Genomic DNA, 17,753 nt, shown 5'->3' on the forward strand with positions numbered 1-17,753 from the left:
TAATCACTCGGTAGGGGGAGCGGGGAGTAACAAAGTGGTCGTGAATCCGGGCATGGGTGGCGTCATCCAGCGTCTTGCTCGCCCGCGGCCGAACGACTGCACCTTGCCGGCTGCCGCCAGCGAATCGAGTGCCCGCTGCATGGTGCGCTGACTGGCGTCCAGCGCAATCGCGAGCGCCGAGCTCGACCACGACTCACCGTCGGCGAGGAAGGCGAGCACCATCGCATGCGGCTCTTCGACCGGCCGTGCAAGCACGACGACCTCGCGTGCGCCGTGCGGCACCAGTGCAAAACCGCGTTTCGTCGCGCTCACGCCGGCCAGCGGCCCAAGCAATGCGCGAAGCCGTCCGACTTCGACGCGCAGCCGCGCGCGATGCGATTCATCGGCATGCTTGGTCCGGAATGCGCGCGCGATGAGGGTGTCCCTCGATACGTCTTCGGGCCATGCTTCAGCCAGTGCGCGGGCTAGCGCGAACAACACGGGACGCCTCGCAAGCGGAACCACGATGTTTGCTTCACGTATGACGTAACGGCACGCGTCCACCACGAGCGCCTTCGACGCGAGTAACGCCTCAACTTCCTCGAGCACGAGCAGACGCTCTTCGCCATGTGCAATCAGACGAGCCGCGGGCGTGTCCAGCAGAAGGCGTGCGCTCTCGACCTCTGCCGTCAGCGACGGGATACCTGCGTGACGTGCGGCCTGCTCGGCTTTCGCGAGCGCGGCGCGCGCTGTTTTCGTCTGCAGGCGGCGCATCGCGATCCCCGCGACGACCAGCTCGTGGGCGGCGCGCAGCGCGGGCGGGAAGGGCGTGGGATCGAGGTGGGCGAGCAGGCGCTCGGCCTCGTCGAGGCGTCCGATCAGAAGGAGGCGCCGGACTTCGAGATACCGCGCATGCGCGGCGTTCAGCCGGTCGCCGTGGGCTTCGAGCGTTGCCCGCGCGGCGTCGAGCGCTTTTGCGGGCCAGCCCAGATCGCGCGAGGCGAGCGCGATTTCGGCCTCGGCGACCACGCACCGCGCGCGGGCCACCGGCGCTTTCGGGCCGAAGGCGCGCGCCGCGCTTCGCACCAGCGCTTTTGCCCGAACGAGATCGCCGAGCTGCGCCATCGCGATGCCTCGCAGCGCGAGCGCGGCTGCATCGTCACGCAAGGCGACGCGATTCAGTGCGCCGAGCGGGTCGCCCGCCGCGAGCGCACGCGCCGCGGCCGTCACTAGTGAGTCCATGGTCTACTCGAATCCCGCCACACTTGTCACTCCCACCGTTCGGGTGCCCGTGGCTAATCTAGCACGACCACCAACCAGTTCGTCGTATCGACAACTGAACGATCGACGAAGGACTCCCAAGGAGGGAAGCATGACCACGACACATCAAACCGGGACGCGTGACGAGTGGCTGGCGGCGCGGATCGAACTGCTCAAGGCGGAGAAGGCGCTTACGCGGCAGAGCGACGCGCTGGTGCAGCAACGGCAGGCACTGCCCTGGGTGCGAATCGACAAGGCGTACACATTCGAAACTGCCGCGGGACGCGCCTCGTTGGCGGACCTCTTCAAAGGACGCTCGCAACTTCTCGTGTACCACTTCATGTTCGGACCCGACTACAAGGCGGGATGCCCGTCGTGCTCATCGATCGCCGATGGGTTCGATGGCATCGCCGTTCATCTGGCGAATCACGACGTCACGTTGTCGGCGGTATCGCGGGCGCCGTTGGAGAAGCTGCAGGCGTATCAGCGCCGGATGGGCTGGACGTTCCCGTGGGCTTCCTCGGCTGGCAGCGACTTTAACTTCGACTTCAACATCGCGTTCACGGAGGCGCAGCAGCGCGAAGGAAGCATCGAATACAACTACGAGCGTGGCGGCCACGCGATGGACGAAACGCAGGTCGTCCCGGAGCCCGTCGCCCAGTTCGCGGCCACATGCGGAACCGACGCGGCGACGTACACGCGCGACAGGCCGGGTCTGAGTGCGTTCGTACTCGAGGACGGTGTCGTCTATCACACGTATTCCACCTATGCGCGAGGTGTGGACGGCATCTGGGGTATGTATCAGTGGCTCGACCGCGCGCCCAAGGGGCGTAACGAGACAGGCGTCTGGTGGAAGCGTCACGACGAGTACGAGACGACGCGCTGAGCCGGGCGATGGAACACGTTAGCGCAACCGGAGGGCGGGAGATGCCGGGGCACTCGATCGAAGCGCGCGCTTCGCAGCGGGCTTTCTTCGGTGTCTCGGCGTTACTCTTCACCGTCAGCACGGCGGTGACGATTGCCGGCGCCGCGTCCATGTCGGCGATGGGCGAGATGCCGATGCCCGGCGGCTGGACGATGTCGGCGGCATGGATGCCAATGTGCGGACAAACGTGGTCTGGCCTCGCGGCGTCGTTCCTCTGCATGTGGGTGGTGATGATGGTCGCGATGATGCTGCCATCTCTCGTCCCCATGCTGTTGCGCTATCGCGAGGCCGTCGGCGGGGCAGGCGTAACGGGTTTGGGCTGGCTGACGCTGGTGGTGGGCGCGGGGTATTTCTTCGTGTGGACCGCGTTCGGCATGGCCGCATTTCCGCTCGGTGCCGCGCTGGCGGCGCTCGAAATGCAACAGCCGGCGCTGGCGCGCGCCGTTCCGTTCGCAATGGGTGTGATTGTGCTGATCGCAGGGGCGCTGCAGTTCACGGCGTGGAAGGCCCGGCGCCTTGCCTGCTGCCGCACGACACCTGGTCGCTGCCTCATGTTGCCCACATTGTCAGCGGACGCCGCCACGGCATGGCGCCACGGCCTGCACTTGGGCTTGCAGTGCAGCTACTGCTGCGCCGGCCTGACGACGGTCCTGCTCGTTGCCGGGGTCATGGATTTGCGTGTGATGGCCGCTGTGACGGCGGCCATCACCGTTGAACGTCTTGCGCCGCGTGGCGAGCGGGCGGCGCGCTTGATTGGAGTTGGTATCGTCGGCGCAGGCGTGTTGCTGATCGCACGAGCCATAGGCTTGGGATGAGTCACCCGCCGCATGCCGATGACAATCAGTCCGTCACGCCGCCGTAATTGCGTTGTCCCCGCAGCCGCATCGCGATGCGGCCAAAGGCGCGCCATTGCTGTGCGATCAATCCGTCGCCATAGGAACGCGCTGCGCCGTGCGGCACGGGCAACTGGTCACGGATGCCGGTCGGCTCGACAGTACGGTCCCACGACGCGGTCCTGAACATCATGTCCCACCACGGAAACAGCACGCCGAAGTTACAGCCGTAGCGCGTGCCTTCATGGCCGTAGCCAATTGCATGATGACGCCGATGGAAAATCGGGCTCACGATCGTGCGTTCGAGCAGCCATCCATACGGCAAACGCGCGTTCACGTGCTGCACGCTCTGCATGAAGTTGCCAACCGCGACCAGCACGACGAACTGCGTCGGCTGCACACCGATGAACAGCGAAACCGCTGCGAAGAACGCCGCCTGAATGATGTCGTCGAGAAAGTGATTGCGGTCGTCGGCCCACAACGACATCTGCTGCTGGCTGTGGTGCACCGCATGCAGTTCCCACCACACGCCGAAGCGATGCTGCCAGCGGTGATACCAGTAGCCGAAGAAATCGAGCACGATCAGGTAGATAAGGAACGACACGACCGGTTGATCGGTGACGCCCGGCCACAGTCCGTCGATGTCGATGTTCGGCACGTTGTAGATCGCCATCAAGCTCTGCCAGTGATTGAACAGCGGCTGCAGCATGAAGAAGAACGCGATATTGATGATGCCGAGTTTGGCGATCCACGTGTAGATCACATCGGCGCGCAGCGCTTTTCGATCGGACCACGCCTCGACGGGCCGCAGTGCTTCCAGCGGCCGCAAGGCGATATACGTGACCAGGATTTCCAGCACGCCGACGATCACCCAATAGAGCGCATCGTAGGTGTCCTCGTCGTATCCCATCAGGCCGAAGCGATAGAAAAACGGCTGCACCACGTCGACATACAGGAGTGTCTGCAACGTCGAGATGCCGTTGTCGAGTAGCGCGAGGATTTCGTGGATCATCAAAAACCTCTTGAAATTGCGGGTGCTGTCATCAAAACGAAAGCCTGTTCAGTCCGGATTGGGTGCATACACGGGCGCACGATTGGCGAAATACAAACCATGCGGTGAACGTCCGACCGCGATCGTGTCGATAAGTTTATATGTCGTCAGATCAATGATGCCGACATGCCGCGAAAAACGGAATGTGACCCACAGGTAGCGGCGATCCGAAGACAGTTCCATGTCGTCAGGGCCGGGCATGAGTCCGGTGATGTCGGCGCTTTTCGTCAGCGTGTTGTAATCGAGAATGCTGATTGTGCTTTCCACGCGGTTCGTGAGCGCTACGTGCTGGCCGTCGTCGAGGTTGCGGAAGTTGTGCGCGCCGCGCCCGGTCTGAATTCTTTTCACGACTTGTTGTTTGTGCCAGTCGACCACGGCCACATCGTCTTCGCCCGTCATGCCGATCAACAGATAGCGGTCGCCCGGCGTCATCCAGAGGCCGGCGGGTGTGTTGCCCACATGCAGTTTCCACAGCACCGTCTGCGTCGCCAGATCGATCGCGGCCACTTCGCCGGTGTCTTGCAGTGTGACGAATACCGTCTTGCTATCGGATGAGAACGTCATGTGGCTCGGCGTCTTCGAGAGCGGGACACGTTTGGCGAGCGTCATGTTCTGGCCGTCGTAGTGGTACACGTCGACGCGATCCAGTCGCAGACCGGCTGTCACGAACCATTTGTGATCGGGCGAGAAACCGAGCTGATAGGGATCTTCAATATCGTCGACCTTGCGCTGCACCTTGCCTGTGTGTGGATCGAGAAACATCAGGTCGTTCGAGATCGAATCCGCGACGATAAGCGAGTGCCCGTCGGGCGTGATCATCAGATGGTGCGGTTCCTTACCGGTCGGCTCCGTGCCGATCACCTTATGCGTAGCAGGATCGATCAGCGTCAGTTGGGCTTCGCCGGAGTCGAGCACGATCACGTTGTCGGCTGCCTGCGCCGGCATCGCCATGGTTAGCGTGCAATACGTTAGCGCGGCAAGCGCGCAGGTCTTTGTAATCGAAACGATAGAAAGTGGCATCTGAACGATAGACGGGCAGGAAAACAATTTGGGGGAACATCATGGCGGCGGGCGCAGGGGATTCAGCGCGCGTGGCGTGGATCGTGGCTAACGCGCGCCACACCTACACCGTTAACGGCTTAACGCGCCACTTCGCTCTGTCGATGACACGCGGCACATTGTTATTTGTATGAAGGGTTCGACGCTGGCTGAGGCAACGTCAGAGGGGAAAATGAAAAAGGCGCGGCTGATGACAGCGCGCGCCTTCGATTTGATAACTGCTGCCTGGTTCTCGTATTCGCGGACACCTTCAATCGAAATCGAACATGTCGAAAAGCGAGCGCTTCTTCTTGTGTCCCCGATAATCCGTTCGGTGATTGTCATACGTGCGGTTGTTGTCGTACGCGTGGTCGCGATGCCGTTCCCGATCTCGATCCCGATCCGGATAGCTGTCGCGGCTCGTGCGTGCGGTAGCGTTAGCCTGCGCGTCATCGCCGCCGGCGTCCTGCGCAATCAGCTTGTCGAGTTCGCCGCGATCGAGCCAGACGCCCCTGCATACCGGGCAGTAGTCGATTTCGATTGAGCGTCGCTCGGTCATCAGCAGGTCAGTGGTCTTGCAAACGGGACATTTCATTTCGTTGCTCCTCAAGAGTAAAAAAATTCATCTAGCGCTCGTTACTCCGCGCTAACCATGCGCTTCGAATTCGCCCGGCGCACGAGCATGTTGAGTGCCTCGACAAACGCGGAGAACGCCATAGCCGCGTAGATGTAAGCTTTCGGCACGTGTGAACCAAAACCTTCCGCGATGAGCGTCATGCCGATCACGAGCAGGAAACCGAGCGCGAGCATGACGATGGTCGGATTACGGTCAATGAAGCGCGACAGCGGGTTGGCGGCGAACAGCATCACGGTGACTGCCGCAATCACGGCAACGAACATGATCGGCATGTGCTCGGTCATCCCGACGGCAGTGATGATGCTGTCGACCGAGAACACGATATCGAGCACAAGGATCTGTCCAATCGCAGCCATCGCGGTCAACTGCACGGTCGTGCTGGCCTTGTCGCGTACTTCTTCCGCATGAACGACGTGGTGGCGAATTTCGCTCGTTGCCTTCCAGACGAGGAACAGGCCGCCGCCGAGCAGGATCAGATCGCGCCATGAAAACGCGTGGCCGAACAGCGTCACGGCAGGCGCGGTCAGTTGCGCAATCCACGCGACGGTGCCGAGCAGGGCGAGCCGTAGCACGAGCGCAAGCATGATGCCCATGCGCTGAACGCGAGCGCGCTGCGCTTCCGGCAGCTTGTTGCTGAGGATCGAGATGAAGATCAGGTTGTCGATGCCGAGCACGATTTCCATCACGACCAGCGTGAGAAGCGCAGCCCATGCGGCGGGGTCGGCAGCGAGTGTGAGTAAAGAGTCCATGGGGTCCGTAAGCAAAGGGTGACAGGCAACGTCGGTATGCCGTCATCATCGCCGTCTTCATGGTTCGGATAAATCAGTGATAATCTGAGCGATATATCGATTTTTTCGAAGTATCGCCAACATGCTTAACTATCGCCATCTCTACTATTTCTGGATCGTCGTGAAAGAGGGCGGCTTCGCGCGTGCGGCCGAACGTCTCGACATGGCGGTTCAGACGATCAGCGCACAGGTGCGCGAACTGGAGAAATCGATCGGGCGCCAGTTGCTCAAACCGGCAGGGCGCGGCGTTACGATGACTGAAGCCGGCGAGACGGCTTTCAATCGCGCGGAACAGATTTTTCAAATCGGCGAAGCGCTGCTCGACGAGATGCGCGAGGCGGGCGGCGAGCGTGTTGCCCGGCTTGCAGTGGGTCTTTCCGACGGCATCTCAAAGCTGGCCGCGCACGCGCTGCTCGCGCCAGTGCTTGAAACGCCGTCGCTCAGGCTGCTCTGCCACGAGGGCGAACATGCGCAGTTGCTGTCGGAGCTCGCGCTCCATCGGCTCGATCTCGTGCTGGCGTGCCAGCCTGCGCTGCACAATGCGGATCTGCGCGTCGTGAGCCAGCGCCTCGTCGGTTCGCCGGTCGACTGGTATGGCCCCGCGGAGATCATCCGCAAGGCCGCCCGTGCCGGTTTTCCGCAGTGCCTGGCCGAGCTGCCCGTGCTTCTGCCCACCGGGCACGGCGCGTTGCGTGCGCGGATAGACCGATGGTTCGAAACCGAAGGAATCCGGCCGCGGATCGTTGGAGAGTTCGAAGACAGCGCGCTGATGGCGGTGTTCGCCGCGCGTGGCCTCGGCGTGTTTCCGCTCGCGGAACTGGGCGCGGGGGATGTGGCGCTGCTGCGCGGACTGCGCTGGCTCGGTCGAGCGGAAGGCGTGGTCGAAGAAATCCACGCAATCCGCTCGCGACGCGGACAACATCATGCGCTCGCTTCTCAGGTGGTCGCTGCCGGGCGTGCGTGAGTGTACGGCGTGTCCGGCAACGGGATGTGCCGGCTTGCCATCTGGTTTGGCTTAGGCCCCCATGCGTTGAACACAGCAGCCAGCAAGGCAATTTCACCATCCGCCAGATAGTTGTCCGCGATCGCGACGGCGATACACAGGCGCATTACCTTGCGACGCAGCGCGGGGTCGTCGATCTCATCTAACAAGGTGGTGAGCAAGGCCGCGCCGATCTGGCCGACTGGCGGCGCGAACGGCGTGTTCGCGACCGATTGATCCTCGCAAAGCGTTTGCACAATCTGCGCGAATTGCTCTGGTGCGAGACCGAGTTGGCCCGCTATATCCAGGCTTTCGAGGGCGAGCTCTTCCGAACTGCTGACGTGTCCGTCGGAAGTGAGTGCCAACGCGACGATACGTGCGGCGGCTTGAGGACTGTTGCGCGGATAGGTACGCATGTTTGGGCTCCTGGCGCGGACGATGTCCGCAGTGGTGGTGAACCTCAGTCTGCGTCAGGTTGGGGAACGGATAAATCTGCTAATCCGGGAGCTAAGGTTCGGAAAAACCGAAGCTTCCGCAATGAACTGCATGAGATCTCCTCGTTCAGCACGATGCAAAACACCCTATCGGATAAGATACGGCTCGCCGCATTTTTCCGAATAGAAGGAGTGTTTTCAGTGATTCAACCGAGCAACGTGTTCAAGGACAACCTCGCCCAGCTGCCGGCCATCGACGCTATCGAACGTATCGATCTGCTCGACGGCAAGGGCGCCGTGGTGGCCAGCATCGAGAACAAGCCTGGTAAGCAGGGGTCGCTCGCGGTGTACAACTATCTGCAGCAGGCCTTCGGCACGCTGGACGCCAAGGCGGCCGAACACGGCCTCGCAGTGTTCGCCGAGCATACGGCCGACGCGCGCAACCGTCCGGGTGCACACCCGAACGTCGACCATCTGCTCGCGATTGTGGCCGGTGGGGAAGCGTTGCGCATCGACGTCGTCGCAGCGGGCTGAGCGCGCTGCTGTTGCATGGCACGGCGTGGATCGCGTGACACCGGTCCGCGCCGTAACCCATATCGGTTCATCGTGACGCCCTGCCTACGGATGACTACCTGACTCTTCACCGGCAAGAATAAAGTCAACGAACGCCCGGAGCGGAGCCGGCATATGCGTCCGGCTCGGGTAGTACAGAAACGGTCCAGTGAAGGTTTGACACCACTCGTCGAGCATCGGTACGAGCGCACCTTGCTCTATGGCCGGCCGTAGAAATTCATCGAACGAGTAGACGATTCCCAATCCTGCGATGGCCGCGCCTCGCTCCAGTTCGATTATTGAGGCGATCATCGGTCCGTTTGGCTCGATCCGCACGACCTCGTCGCCTCGCTTGAATTCCCACGTCGCGAGCACGCCGCTGTCGAAGCGATGTCCGATACACGCGTGGTTCAGCAGTTCACCCGGATGTTGAGGTGTGCCGCGGGCCGCGAGGTAGGACGGCGCGGCCGCCGCGACGAAATGTTGAACGCGCGGGCCGATCGGCACAGCGATCATGTCGCGCTCGAGGCGTTCGTCGTAGCGGATGCCGGCATCGAAGCCCGCCGCGAGGATATCGATGAAGGTGTCGTTGGTGCCGACGTCCACCGTGATACCCGGATGAGCGGCGAGGAAACGCGAGAGGAGAGCAGGCAGAATTTCTCTTGCCGCGATCGACGGAACGTTTAATCTCAAGGTTCCAGTCGGACTCTCGCGAAAGAGGTTCACCGCGTCCAGCGCGATGGTGATTTCCCCGAAGGCCGGCGCGAGCCGTTCAAAAAGACGCTGCCCGGCTTCCGTTGGTGTAACGCTGCGCGTCGTGCGGTTGAGCAGTCTGACGCCAAGCTGTTGTTCGAGCCGTCGAACCGCTTCGCTAAGCGATGAGGCTGACACGCTGCCCGTCAGTGCGGCATGGCGGAACCCGCGTGCCCGTGTGACGGCGACGAATGCTTTCAAATCGGACAGGTCGGGTTCCTGCATTGTTCGCTTTTCCGCACGGGTCATCCGGATTGGGGTGGATTATCGCACGCTGGAAATCGACCGATACTTCAGCGCAAGCGCCTTTCTTGCGGCGCACCTACTGAGGACATCATGAAGCAACTTCAACTGGGTAAGACGGGTCCGCAAAGCTCCGCCATCGGTCTTGGCTGCATGGGGATGTCGGGCATGTACGGCCCGTCTGACCGCGCTGAAAGCATTGCAACGATCCACGCGGCGCTAGAAGCCGGCATCACCTTGCTCGATACCGGCGATTTCTACGGCTCGGGCCACAACGAAATCCTGATCGGCGAGGCCCTGAAAAGTGCGCCGTCGTCACGCCGCGATTCGGCGATCATCAGCGTGAAATTCGGCGCCATGCGCGACCCCGCAGGTGGCTGGTCGCTCTACGATGCGCGTCCCGCGGCGGTCAAAAATTTTCTTGCCTATTCGCTGCAGCGCCTGGGCGTCGATCATATCGACATCTACCGCCCTGCGCGGCTCGATCCCAACGTGCCGATCGAAGACACGGTGGGGGCGATTGCCGACATGATCAAAGCCGGCTATGTGCGGCACGTCGGCTTGTCCGAAGTAGGCGCCACGACCATTCGCCGTGCGGCAGCAGTGCACCCGGTTAGCGACCTGCAGATCGAGTACTCGCTGATTTCCCGTGGCATTGAAGACGAAATCCTGCCGACCTGCCGCGAACTAGGAATCGGCGTAACGGCGTACGGCGTGCTATCCCGCGGGTTGATCAGCGGCCACTGGAGCAAGGACGCCGCGGGGAAAGGCGATTTCCGCGCCATGAGTCCGCGATTTCAGGGGGACAACGTCGATCACAATCTCGCGCTGGTGGATGCGTTGCGCAAGGTGGCCGATGCAAAAGGCGTCTCGGTTGCGCAGATCGCGATTGCGTGGGTTGCGGCACAGGGCAGCGATATCGTGCCGCTGGTTGGCGCGCGTCGGCGCGATCGTCTCGCCGAAGCACTCGGTGCGGTTGACGTGACGCTCAGCGCTGAGGATCTGGCCGCGATCGCGCAGGCAGTGCCGCATGGGGCCGCCGCAGGTGAACGTTACGCAGCGGCGCAGATGGCGCATCTCGACAGCGAACAGGGAAGTAAGGGCCACGCTGCCTGATGCGGTGATGGGTCGTGCAAACCGGGTGAGACACGCACGCTTGAATGCGCCGCGGCGTGGCTCACCCTGTTCTCAGCGCGTCAGAAACGGTGGTCCGGATCAGTACCCGGCGTGAACGAGACGCCACGCAATACCTCGCCAAAGCCCGCGCTTCGCAACGCGACGAATTTCTCGCGAGCAGCACCGGTCGCAGTCGTATTCGCGAGCAGATCGCGAATGGCGACCAGCTTGTTCGGATCGGCGCCCACATCGCCATTGCCGCTGATGGTCGACGTCATTGCCCAGAGCGTGACTGTGCCGTCATTTTCGACGCGACCGGTCAGGTTGCGCAGCCCATCCGTCGCCGGTGCCCACGGCAATCCAGTTGCCGCATTGGAGCCGGTCGGATATCCGGAAACCGTGTATTGCTGCCCCAGGTTCAGACCCGCTTGCAGGGTGTAGGCGAGCGTCCACTTTTTCGCGCCAGCGTTATACACCCACTTCTGCAAACCCGCGCCAGTCTGCGCGGCCGCGTGCGTGTACAGATCGGGGCCGCCCGTGTAGCCATCGCCCTCGTCCGCGACATAGAGCGTCGTCGCGTTGGCGAACCAGAGGCCGAACGGAAAGGAGAGCGTAGTCGCGGTCTTGTTGGGCGTCGAAGGGAAACCGGCCAGCACGCACATATTGTTTGGCAGTCCGTTGGTTTGGACCGTTGCGGAATCGTAAGCAAGCGCCTTGCTGGGCAGTGCCGCATTCGTAGCCGGCACACCTGTGCCAGACGGGCAGGCTTTCCCCGTGGTGTCCACAAAATACACTGTGTTCACGCCGTTGCTGCCGCTACCCTTCGTAAAGTAGAGGACGTTGTTGAATACGGTCATGCCACGGAAGTTATCGTCCTTGCCGATCTTGTCTGCCGAGCCGCCAAGTTCAGTGACCGAAAAGCTGGCGAGCGGTGTCGGCGCGCCCGGGTCCTGCTGCGCCTCATGCTTTTTCGTGGCGTCGATGAATTGTGCGCCGGCGCCGATGACCACTCCGGCCGGTTGAGGGTTCGCACCGTTACCCGCGTTGCCGGCTGTGTAGAAGAAATCCTCGCCATCGCGGTTATTCAGAATCGCCGAACGGCCGTTGTTGCCGCTATATGCATTCGTCTCGGTGATGCGGAAGTGCCCATCACGGTCGACGCGAGCGACTGCCCGATAGTAATTCTGCCCCACCGGATTAGTGGGATCGACTACACCTGGCGTCTTCGAATTGGAGACATCCACCGTATTCACCGGCGCGACATACCCCATAAAGGTCAGGTACTGGCCGTCGAGCGAAAGGTGCAGGCCGAGTTCCGATTTGGAACTGAAGCTGGTGACGAGTTGGTCGCGTCGCGGCGTTTTCTGCAAACTGTTGGGCACTTCGAGCGAGCTGACCCACTCGCCTGACGGCGTGAGCTGATCGAGAAAGATCCGCGACGTGATGCCGAAGCTGGCGTCGTAACCATCGTTGTTCCAAACAAACGGATAGGTACCGTCGTTCGGCGCGCCAGTTGCCGCGCTACAACCGCCCTGAGTGGCTCCGCAATTCGGCGGTAGGATCGCGCCAACCTGAACGTTGCTCGACAGGTTGTCGTACACGCTTCGACTTACAACCAGTAAGCCTGGCTCGAAGCGACTTTCGCCGCGGAAATCGGACTGTTCGGCATGGGCGTTGAGGGCGGCGGCGCATAGCACGAGTGCTACCGTGGAAGCCGGTCGGGGAAATGACAGGCGGCGTGTCGCGTTGCAGACGGGAGTCGTTTTCATCTGTTGGTTCCGGGTGGGGAAGTAGAAGTTCTTTTCAGACGGACTAGCACGTACAACCCGGTTACCGTATCAACGCATGATGAAGGATTAGTGGCGGCGACTTCGGTGCAAACCCCCATTGCGTATCGGCCTATCCGCTTCCCATTACACAATGCAAACGGGAAGCGGATGGTGTCAGCATTTATTCAGAAAAGTCAGTCGATGCCGACAATGCCTTCCATGTTTCGGTTTCCTGCGTAACATACGCATTCTTCTCAGCGATTGCCTTCAGCGTGTCGGTGCCAAGCGGCAGGCGCAGCGGCGGTGTTTGTGCGTCGACCAATTCGACCATGGCGGCTGCGAGCTTCTCCGGGTTGCCCGGCTGGTTGTGATTCATGTGGGTAGCACGCCGGCGAACCTCTCCTGACGTCTCGTCATAGTCGGCAATCACGTTCCCGGCAACCACAAGCGATGTCGCGTCGAGGAAGTCCGTACGGAAGTAACCAGGCTCCACGACCGTTGCGTGAATACCGAGCGGCTTCAGTTCGGCGCGCAATGCTTCAGTCAAGCCTTCAACGGCGAACTTGGTCGAAGAATAGGCGCCGAAGCCGGCGGCTGCCCGATAACCGCCGATCGACGACATATTGATGACGTGACCGGCCCGCTGCGCGCGCATCACCGGCAGAACGGCGCGTGTGATATTCAGCAAGCCGAATACGTTCGTGTCGTACATGCGGCGCACATCGGCATCGCTCGATTCCTCGATGGCGCCAAGCAAGCCGAAGCCCGCGTTGTTGACCAGAACGTCGATCCGGCCGAACCGTTCAACTGCGGCTTGAACCGCGGCCTTCGCCTGGGCTTCGTCGGTCACGTCCAGCGCGACGGGAAGGAGGGCCGCCGAGTGACCGAAGCGCTCGGTGATCGCTGCGATATTGCGGCCAGTAGCAACGACCGCATTGCCGTCAGCGAGAGCGGCCTCGGCGATCAGGGCGCCCAGGCCGCGCGTCGCGCCGGTGATGAACCAGACGCGCTTGAAGCCGTTGTTCGTGTTGTTAGCCATGATGTTTCTCCTACGATTCGGGTGAGAGTGAACGAATAGTAGGCGTGTCGATTGGCACAAACTAGACGGTGGTTGGTAGACTGATAATCAACTTTTATTTGCTAATCCGGGCGGCCATGAACGAAGTACGCGCGATCACGATATTCGTCCGGGCCGCGGCGCTGGGAAGCCTGCGCAAGGCCGCCGTGGATCAGGGCATCTCGCCGCAGGCCGCGAGCCACGCGGTCATGCAGCTGGAAAAGGAGCTGGGGGTCCGGCTTTTCCACCGAACCACACGCAAGTTGAGCCTGACCGAGGAGGGGCAGGGGCTCCTCGACAGCGTGAGACCTGCGTTGGCCATACTGTCCTCGGCGCTCGACGACGCTCGGCGATCGAAAGACGCGATCGCCGGGCCGCTGCGGGTGAGCGCGCCAAGCGCGTTCTCGCGCACCGTGCTATGGCCGTATTTCCTCGAATTCGCCGAATTGCACCCGAATGTGCAACTGGATGTGCAGTTCGACGATCATTTCACCGACCTCATCAGCGATCGCGCCGACGTGGGCTTTCGCGGCGGTTCGCCGCCGTCGGGCGGCACGATCGCGAGACGGTTGCTGCCGATCCAACTGATTGTCTGTGCGTCGCCTGCCTATATCGAGCGTTATGGCGCGCCGCGGACCATCGACGAGCTCGATGGGCACCGTTGCACCGGCTATCGGCGGGCGAATACCGGCAAGCAGTCTCCGTGGGAATTTCTGATCGATGACGAGATCGTCTATCGCGACGTCGCAGCCAGCTTATGCGTCAATGACACGGAGGCGGAGACCCAAGCCGTGCTGGCGGGACTCGCAATCGGTCAACTCGGCGGCTTTTCGGCGACCTTGCCTATCAAACGTGGCGAACTTGTTCCGCTGCTCGTCAGGCATGTCACGCAGCGTGAGGCCATCTACGTCTACTATCGCCATCGAACCGAGCAACCGCTGCGCGTGAGGGCGTTCATCGACTTTATGGTCGAGCGCCTCGCGGGGAACCGGAATTTCTATCTCGAGCCGTCTGAGCTTCGTGCGGCGCGTTGAGCGTGTCGGGGTCGATGAGTCGGCGAGGCGGCTGACAGCGATGCTTTACGTCTTCGGCAACGTGGATTTGCCGCTCCGTTTGCGCGGCTTCGGTTCGACACCTATGCGCGGGTCGCGTGCGAGCACGAGCGCGGTCATCGTCTCGACCGTGGTTTCAAATGCCGGATCGTCTTGCGGCACATAAAGCCATTTTCCAAGCACCGGATGCGGCCGCAAAGCGGGTACTTCTTCAATGAGCGCGGCGTGGCGGTCCTGCGAGGTGCACACCAGCAAGCCATTCCACGGCTTGTCGCGATCGGCGGCAATCAGGCACAGCAGGCCGTCGATATAGGCAGCATCGCTGCCGAACATCCGTTTGCGAATATAGGTGGCGTCGCGCTCGAATGCGTCGAAGATCCAGACGAGCGAGTTGCGGATGGAAGAGGGCATCGGTGTGAAATCCAGGGGGCGATGAGCGATGTTAACCAATGTCTGCTTTCGCTGCCTATAGCTGATCGTCGAGAGCCGACCTCCACGTATCTCAGCGCCACGCCGCCCGGCAATTGCGGTTCATAAGCGTTTCCTATCGCGCAAGAACGAACCCGTCTTGGCGCGATTTGTGGGGGCGATATACCGTTATATCCGTGTTGCAGCGGTGTCGTGCCTACTCGTTCCTGATCTGCATGAGCCGCTCCCCCTTACATCCGGAAGCGAAGATCGACCATGTACAAAGCCATCAGGAAGAACCCGTCGGCGGCTCAGGCTGCCGATACCATCCTTAGCGCATTGCGCGATATTCCCGTCTCAGCGCTCAGCGACAACATGCATCGCAACATCGGTAGCGTGGGTCTGCACCCGTATCAGCGGCCTGGCAAGAAGACGATGGCCGGCACCGCGGTCACCGTGCGCTCGCGTGGCGGGGATAACCTGACTTACCTGCGCGCCCTGGAGTTTTGCCGTCCAGGTGATGTCCTGGTCGTGGACGCGGGTGGCGATCTCAACAACGCCGTGGTCGGCGGCATTTTGTCGTTCTACGCAGCAAACATAGGCGTTGTCGGCTTGGTCATCGACGGCGCGATCCGCGATGTCGCGGAGATCCGCGATCGCGATTTTCCGGTTTACGCCCGTGGGGTCACGCACCGGGGGCCGTATAAAGACGGTCCGGGTGAAATCAATGTGCCGGTATCGGCCGGCGGAATGGTGGTCAATCCGGGCGATATCGTTGTCGGCGATCAGGATGGCTTGCTGGCCATTCCACAGGAGGATGCCGAGCTTGTCATCGAAAAAGCGCTGGCCGTTCTGGAAGCAGAAGCTGAGACGATGCGAGCAATGAAGGAAGGCCGCTGGAACCGCGCGTTTATCGATGCGCTCGAAGCACGATGCAATAACTGAGCATCGCGCAACGGGAAGGAAAAAGCCGACGTCTGTATTGCGACGTCGGCTTTTTTGTGGGCGCTTTATGTATGGCGACGAGAACGCGGCTTGCCGCGCCATCGTCGCCATACATGCGAGATCAATCAATCGAAGCTCACCAGCACCTTCATCGATTTTGAGCGATCACCCGCTGTCTGGAACGCCTTGACCGAATCCTGATACGGGAAAATACCCGAGATCAAAGGCTTCACGTCGATCAACCCCTTGTTCAGCAGTTCGACGGCAACGGCGAACTCTTCGTGAAAGCGGAACGCGCCGCGCAGATCGAATTCCTTGGCGACGATCACATTGATCGGCAACGAGATGTCGCCACCGAGGCCGACCTGCACGATCACGCCACGCGGTTTGAGCACGTCGAACGCACCGCGCAATGCCGCTGCGTTGCCGCTTGCTTCGAACAGAACGTCGAAGCTACCCTTGTCGACGGCGAACGGCTGGAGCGCGTCCGGCGTCTCCGCGATGTTGAACGCGAGGTCGGCACCGACCTTTTTCGCGCTGTCGAGCGGCAGCGTATTCACGTCAGTTGCCACGATCGTCGCCGCACCGGCTCTGCGTGCGGCCGCCACGATCAACGCGCCGATCGGCCCACATCCTGTGACAAGCACACGCTTACCGAGCAACGGACCCGCGCGCCGAACGGCGTGAAGGGCGACCGAAAGCGGTTCGGCCATCGCGGCTTCCGCATCGCTCAACGAGTCAGCCACAACGTGCGCCTGCGAGCGGTCGATCACGATCTCCTGGCGGAATGCGCCCTGCACGTGCGGCGTGCGCATCGCGCTGCCGTAGTAGCGCATATCCAGGCAGTGGTTCTGCAGCCCTTGCTGACAGTATTGACACAGGCCACACGGCCGGCTCGGGCTGATGGAGATCCGGGTGCCGACCGGCATATCCGTCACACCAGATCCCACGCGCGCGACGGCACCCGAGACTTCATGACCGAGCACCATGGGCTCCTTGATGCGAATCGTGCCGAAACCACCATGGTTGAAGTAGTGAAGATCCGAACCGCAGATACCGCCGGCCCGAACCCGTACGAGCAACTGGTTGGCTTCCGGTTCAGGCGTGGGAACGTCCTCGATGCGCAGATCGAGCGGGGCGTGAATGACAAGTGCATGCATGGTGAGGGCCTATAACGGTGAATGCGGGATCAGCACGCTATACGGTACCGCCTCGAGGCCCAGTCGACAAAGATCAAAGTTGTCTGGGCCGATAGTCGACGCTTATGGATGCTTATTCGAGCGCCTTGGGCATGTTCTCGATCACATTGTCGACGATCGGGACAAGACTTCGCGTCCCGATGTCGTTCGGCCGTTGGAGAAGTCTGCCGGCGTCGGGCGACACCGAACAGACGTGCCATGCTGCAAACCTTAGAACTTGTGACGCAGACCGATCGTGGCTTCGAACAGCGAGTTGAAGCCGTAGAACGGCTGATTCGAACCGGAGGCGGCGGCGAGGGTCGTCCATGCGCCGGTCAGGTGGTTGTAGTCCACGCCGACATAGACGTCGGTGCGCTTGCTGAGGAAATAGTCGAACGTCGGACCGGTCGTGATACGCGTGCCGCTCTGGCCTGCGTGATGGACGAAGTCGATGTAGAACGGCAGATCGAGCACGAGCGACGGCGTGATGAAGTACTGGACCGCGGTGGAGAAGGAATCGTTGCGATAGTCAGCCGGATAGACGTGGCTGTAGATGTACGAGCCGAACACCTTCGCCGCGCCGAACTTATACGTTGCGCCCGCGGTGAAGATCTTTTGCGAGCTGTCTGGAATCGTCACGCCGAAGTACGTGCTGCCATAGGTGCTGGTCGCAGGCGTCAGGCCGCCAATATCGTTGACGATCTGATAGGCCGCGCCAACGCTCAAGGGGCCGTGGTCGTAAGAAAGGCTGAC

The 17,753-nt window shown here is 61.5% G+C and carries 19 protein-coding genes; 7 read left to right on the forward strand and 12 right to left on the reverse strand.

Annotated elements, in window-relative coordinates; translation table 11 throughout:
• Positions 1-3 precede the first annotated feature (3 nt).
• Positions 4-1,221 carry a helix-turn-helix domain-containing protein gene (locus BM438_RS21065; protein WP_093637110.1) on the reverse strand — a complete coding sequence of 406 codons (1,218 nt, stop codon included), beginning with the start codon at positions 1,219-1,221 and terminating at the stop codon, positions 4-6.
• A 130-nt stretch (positions 1,222-1,351) separates the two neighbouring features.
• Here BM438_RS21065 and BM438_RS21070 point away from each other — a divergent pair, with 130 nt between their 5' ends.
• Both BM438_RS21070 and BM438_RS21075 read left to right on the forward strand, forming a co-directional pair.
• Positions 1,352-2,125: a DUF899 domain-containing protein gene (locus BM438_RS21070; RefSeq protein ID WP_093637113.1), complete on the forward strand. Its 774-nt coding sequence runs from the start codon at positions 1,352-1,354 to the stop codon at positions 2,123-2,125.
• Between the two features lie 8 nt (positions 2,126-2,133).
• The gene (locus BM438_RS21075) at positions 2,134-2,979 is read left to right on the forward strand and encodes a DUF2182 domain-containing protein (RefSeq protein ID WP_093637116.1); all 846 of its coding nucleotides are present in this window, start codon (positions 2,134-2,136) and stop codon (positions 2,977-2,979) included.
• A gap of 25 nt (positions 2,980-3,004) precedes the next feature.
• Here the strand turns inward: BM438_RS21075 and BM438_RS21080 are convergent, their stop codons facing one another.
• From BM438_RS21080 to BM438_RS21095, 4 genes are all read right to left on the reverse strand, one after another.
• Positions 3,005-4,009 (reverse strand): sterol desaturase family protein, encoded by a 1,005-nt coding sequence (locus BM438_RS21080; protein WP_093637119.1) that lies wholly within the window; start codon positions 4,007-4,009, stop codon positions 3,005-3,007.
• A 48-nt stretch (positions 4,010-4,057) separates the two neighbouring features.
• Entirely contained in the window at positions 4,058-4,999 is a 942-nt protein-coding gene (locus BM438_RS21085; protein WP_244179415.1) for a YVTN family beta-propeller repeat protein, read from the reverse strand.
• Between the two features lie 358 nt (positions 5,000-5,357).
• The gene (locus BM438_RS21090; protein ID WP_093637126.1) at positions 5,358-5,681 is read right to left on the reverse strand and encodes a TFIIB-type zinc ribbon-containing protein; all 324 of its coding nucleotides are present in this window, start codon (positions 5,679-5,681) and stop codon (positions 5,358-5,360) included.
• A gap of 41 nt (positions 5,682-5,722) precedes the next feature.
• The gene (locus tag BM438_RS21095) at positions 5,723-6,472 is read right to left on the reverse strand and encodes a TerC family protein (protein WP_093637129.1); all 750 of its coding nucleotides are present in this window, start codon (positions 6,470-6,472) and stop codon (positions 5,723-5,725) included.
• 121 nt (positions 6,473-6,593) lie between these two features.
• Between BM438_RS21095 and BM438_RS21100 the strand changes: the two genes are divergently transcribed.
• Complete coding sequence (locus BM438_RS21100; RefSeq protein WP_093637132.1) at positions 6,594-7,475, forward strand: LysR family transcriptional regulator; 882 nt, start codon at positions 6,594-6,596, stop codon at positions 7,473-7,475.
• Here BM438_RS21100 and BM438_RS21105 read toward each other — a convergent pair.
• A complete protein-coding gene (locus BM438_RS21105; RefSeq protein ID WP_093637135.1) occupies positions 7,448-7,909 on the reverse strand; it encodes a TerB family tellurite resistance protein in 462 nt (153 codons plus the stop codon). The two genes, BM438_RS21100 and BM438_RS21105, sit on opposite strands and share 28 nt — an antisense overlap.
• Before the next feature lie 219 nt (positions 7,910-8,128).
• On the opposite strand from BM438_RS21105, the gene BM438_RS21110 reads away from it, so the two are divergent.
• Positions 8,129-8,461 carry a DUF2322 family protein gene (locus BM438_RS21110; protein WP_093637138.1) on the forward strand — a complete coding sequence of 111 codons (333 nt, stop codon included), beginning with the start codon at positions 8,129-8,131 and terminating at the stop codon, positions 8,459-8,461.
• Between the two features lie 84 nt (positions 8,462-8,545).
• On the opposite strand, the gene BM438_RS21115 is transcribed toward BM438_RS21110, so the two are convergent.
• The gene (locus tag BM438_RS21115; protein ID WP_093637141.1) at positions 8,546-9,457 is read right to left on the reverse strand and encodes a LysR family transcriptional regulator; all 912 of its coding nucleotides are present in this window, start codon (positions 9,455-9,457) and stop codon (positions 8,546-8,548) included.
• A 111-nt stretch (positions 9,458-9,568) separates the two neighbouring features.
• Here BM438_RS21115 and BM438_RS21120 point away from each other — a divergent pair, with 111 nt between their 5' ends.
• Positions 9,569-10,591: an aldo/keto reductase gene (locus BM438_RS21120; RefSeq protein ID WP_093637144.1), complete on the forward strand. Its 1,023-nt coding sequence runs from the start codon at positions 9,569-9,571 to the stop codon at positions 10,589-10,591.
• An 80-nt stretch (positions 10,592-10,671) separates the two neighbouring features.
• Here the strand turns inward: BM438_RS21120 and BM438_RS21125 are convergent, their stop codons facing one another.
• Positions 10,672-12,360 carry a hypothetical protein gene (locus BM438_RS21125; RefSeq protein WP_093637147.1) on the reverse strand — a complete coding sequence of 563 codons (1,689 nt, stop codon included), beginning with the start codon at positions 12,358-12,360 and terminating at the stop codon, positions 10,672-10,674.
• A gap of 181 nt (positions 12,361-12,541) precedes the next feature.
• Complete coding sequence (locus tag BM438_RS21130; protein ID WP_093637150.1) at positions 12,542-13,399, reverse strand: oxidoreductase; 858 nt, start codon at positions 13,397-13,399, stop codon at positions 12,542-12,544.
• 116 nt (positions 13,400-13,515) lie between these two features.
• Here BM438_RS21130 and BM438_RS21135 point away from each other — a divergent pair, with 116 nt between their 5' ends.
• Positions 13,516-14,451, forward strand: coding sequence for a LysR family transcriptional regulator (locus BM438_RS21135; protein ID WP_093637153.1), 936 nt, complete (start codon positions 13,516-13,518; stop codon positions 14,449-14,451).
• A gap of 45 nt (positions 14,452-14,496) precedes the next feature.
• Here BM438_RS21135 and BM438_RS21140 read toward each other — a convergent pair whose 3' ends face one another.
• Positions 14,497-14,880 (reverse strand): hypothetical protein, encoded by a 384-nt coding sequence (locus tag BM438_RS21140; RefSeq protein ID WP_054033567.1) that lies wholly within the window; start codon positions 14,878-14,880, stop codon positions 14,497-14,499.
• A 273-nt stretch (positions 14,881-15,153) separates the two neighbouring features.
• Here BM438_RS21140 and BM438_RS21145 point away from each other — a divergent pair, with 273 nt between their 5' ends.
• Positions 15,154-15,822: an RraA family protein gene (locus tag BM438_RS21145; RefSeq protein WP_093637156.1), complete on the forward strand. Its 669-nt coding sequence runs from the start codon at positions 15,154-15,156 to the stop codon at positions 15,820-15,822.
• Positions 15,823-15,947: 125 nt separating this feature from the next.
• Here the strand turns inward: BM438_RS21145 and BM438_RS21150 are convergent, their stop codons facing one another.
• Positions 15,948-16,982 (reverse strand): L-idonate 5-dehydrogenase, encoded by a 1,035-nt coding sequence (locus BM438_RS21150; RefSeq protein WP_093637159.1) that lies wholly within the window; start codon positions 16,980-16,982, stop codon positions 15,948-15,950.
• A 249-nt stretch (positions 16,983-17,231) separates the two neighbouring features.
• Positions 17,232-17,753 (reverse strand): porin (locus BM438_RS21155; RefSeq protein WP_143131733.1); only part of this gene is annotated, 522 nt, incomplete at its 5' end.

The organism is Paraburkholderia aspalathi, from assembly GCF_900116445.1.
Taxonomy (GTDB): domain Bacteria; phylum Pseudomonadota; class Gammaproteobacteria; order Burkholderiales; family Burkholderiaceae; genus Paraburkholderia; species Paraburkholderia aspalathi.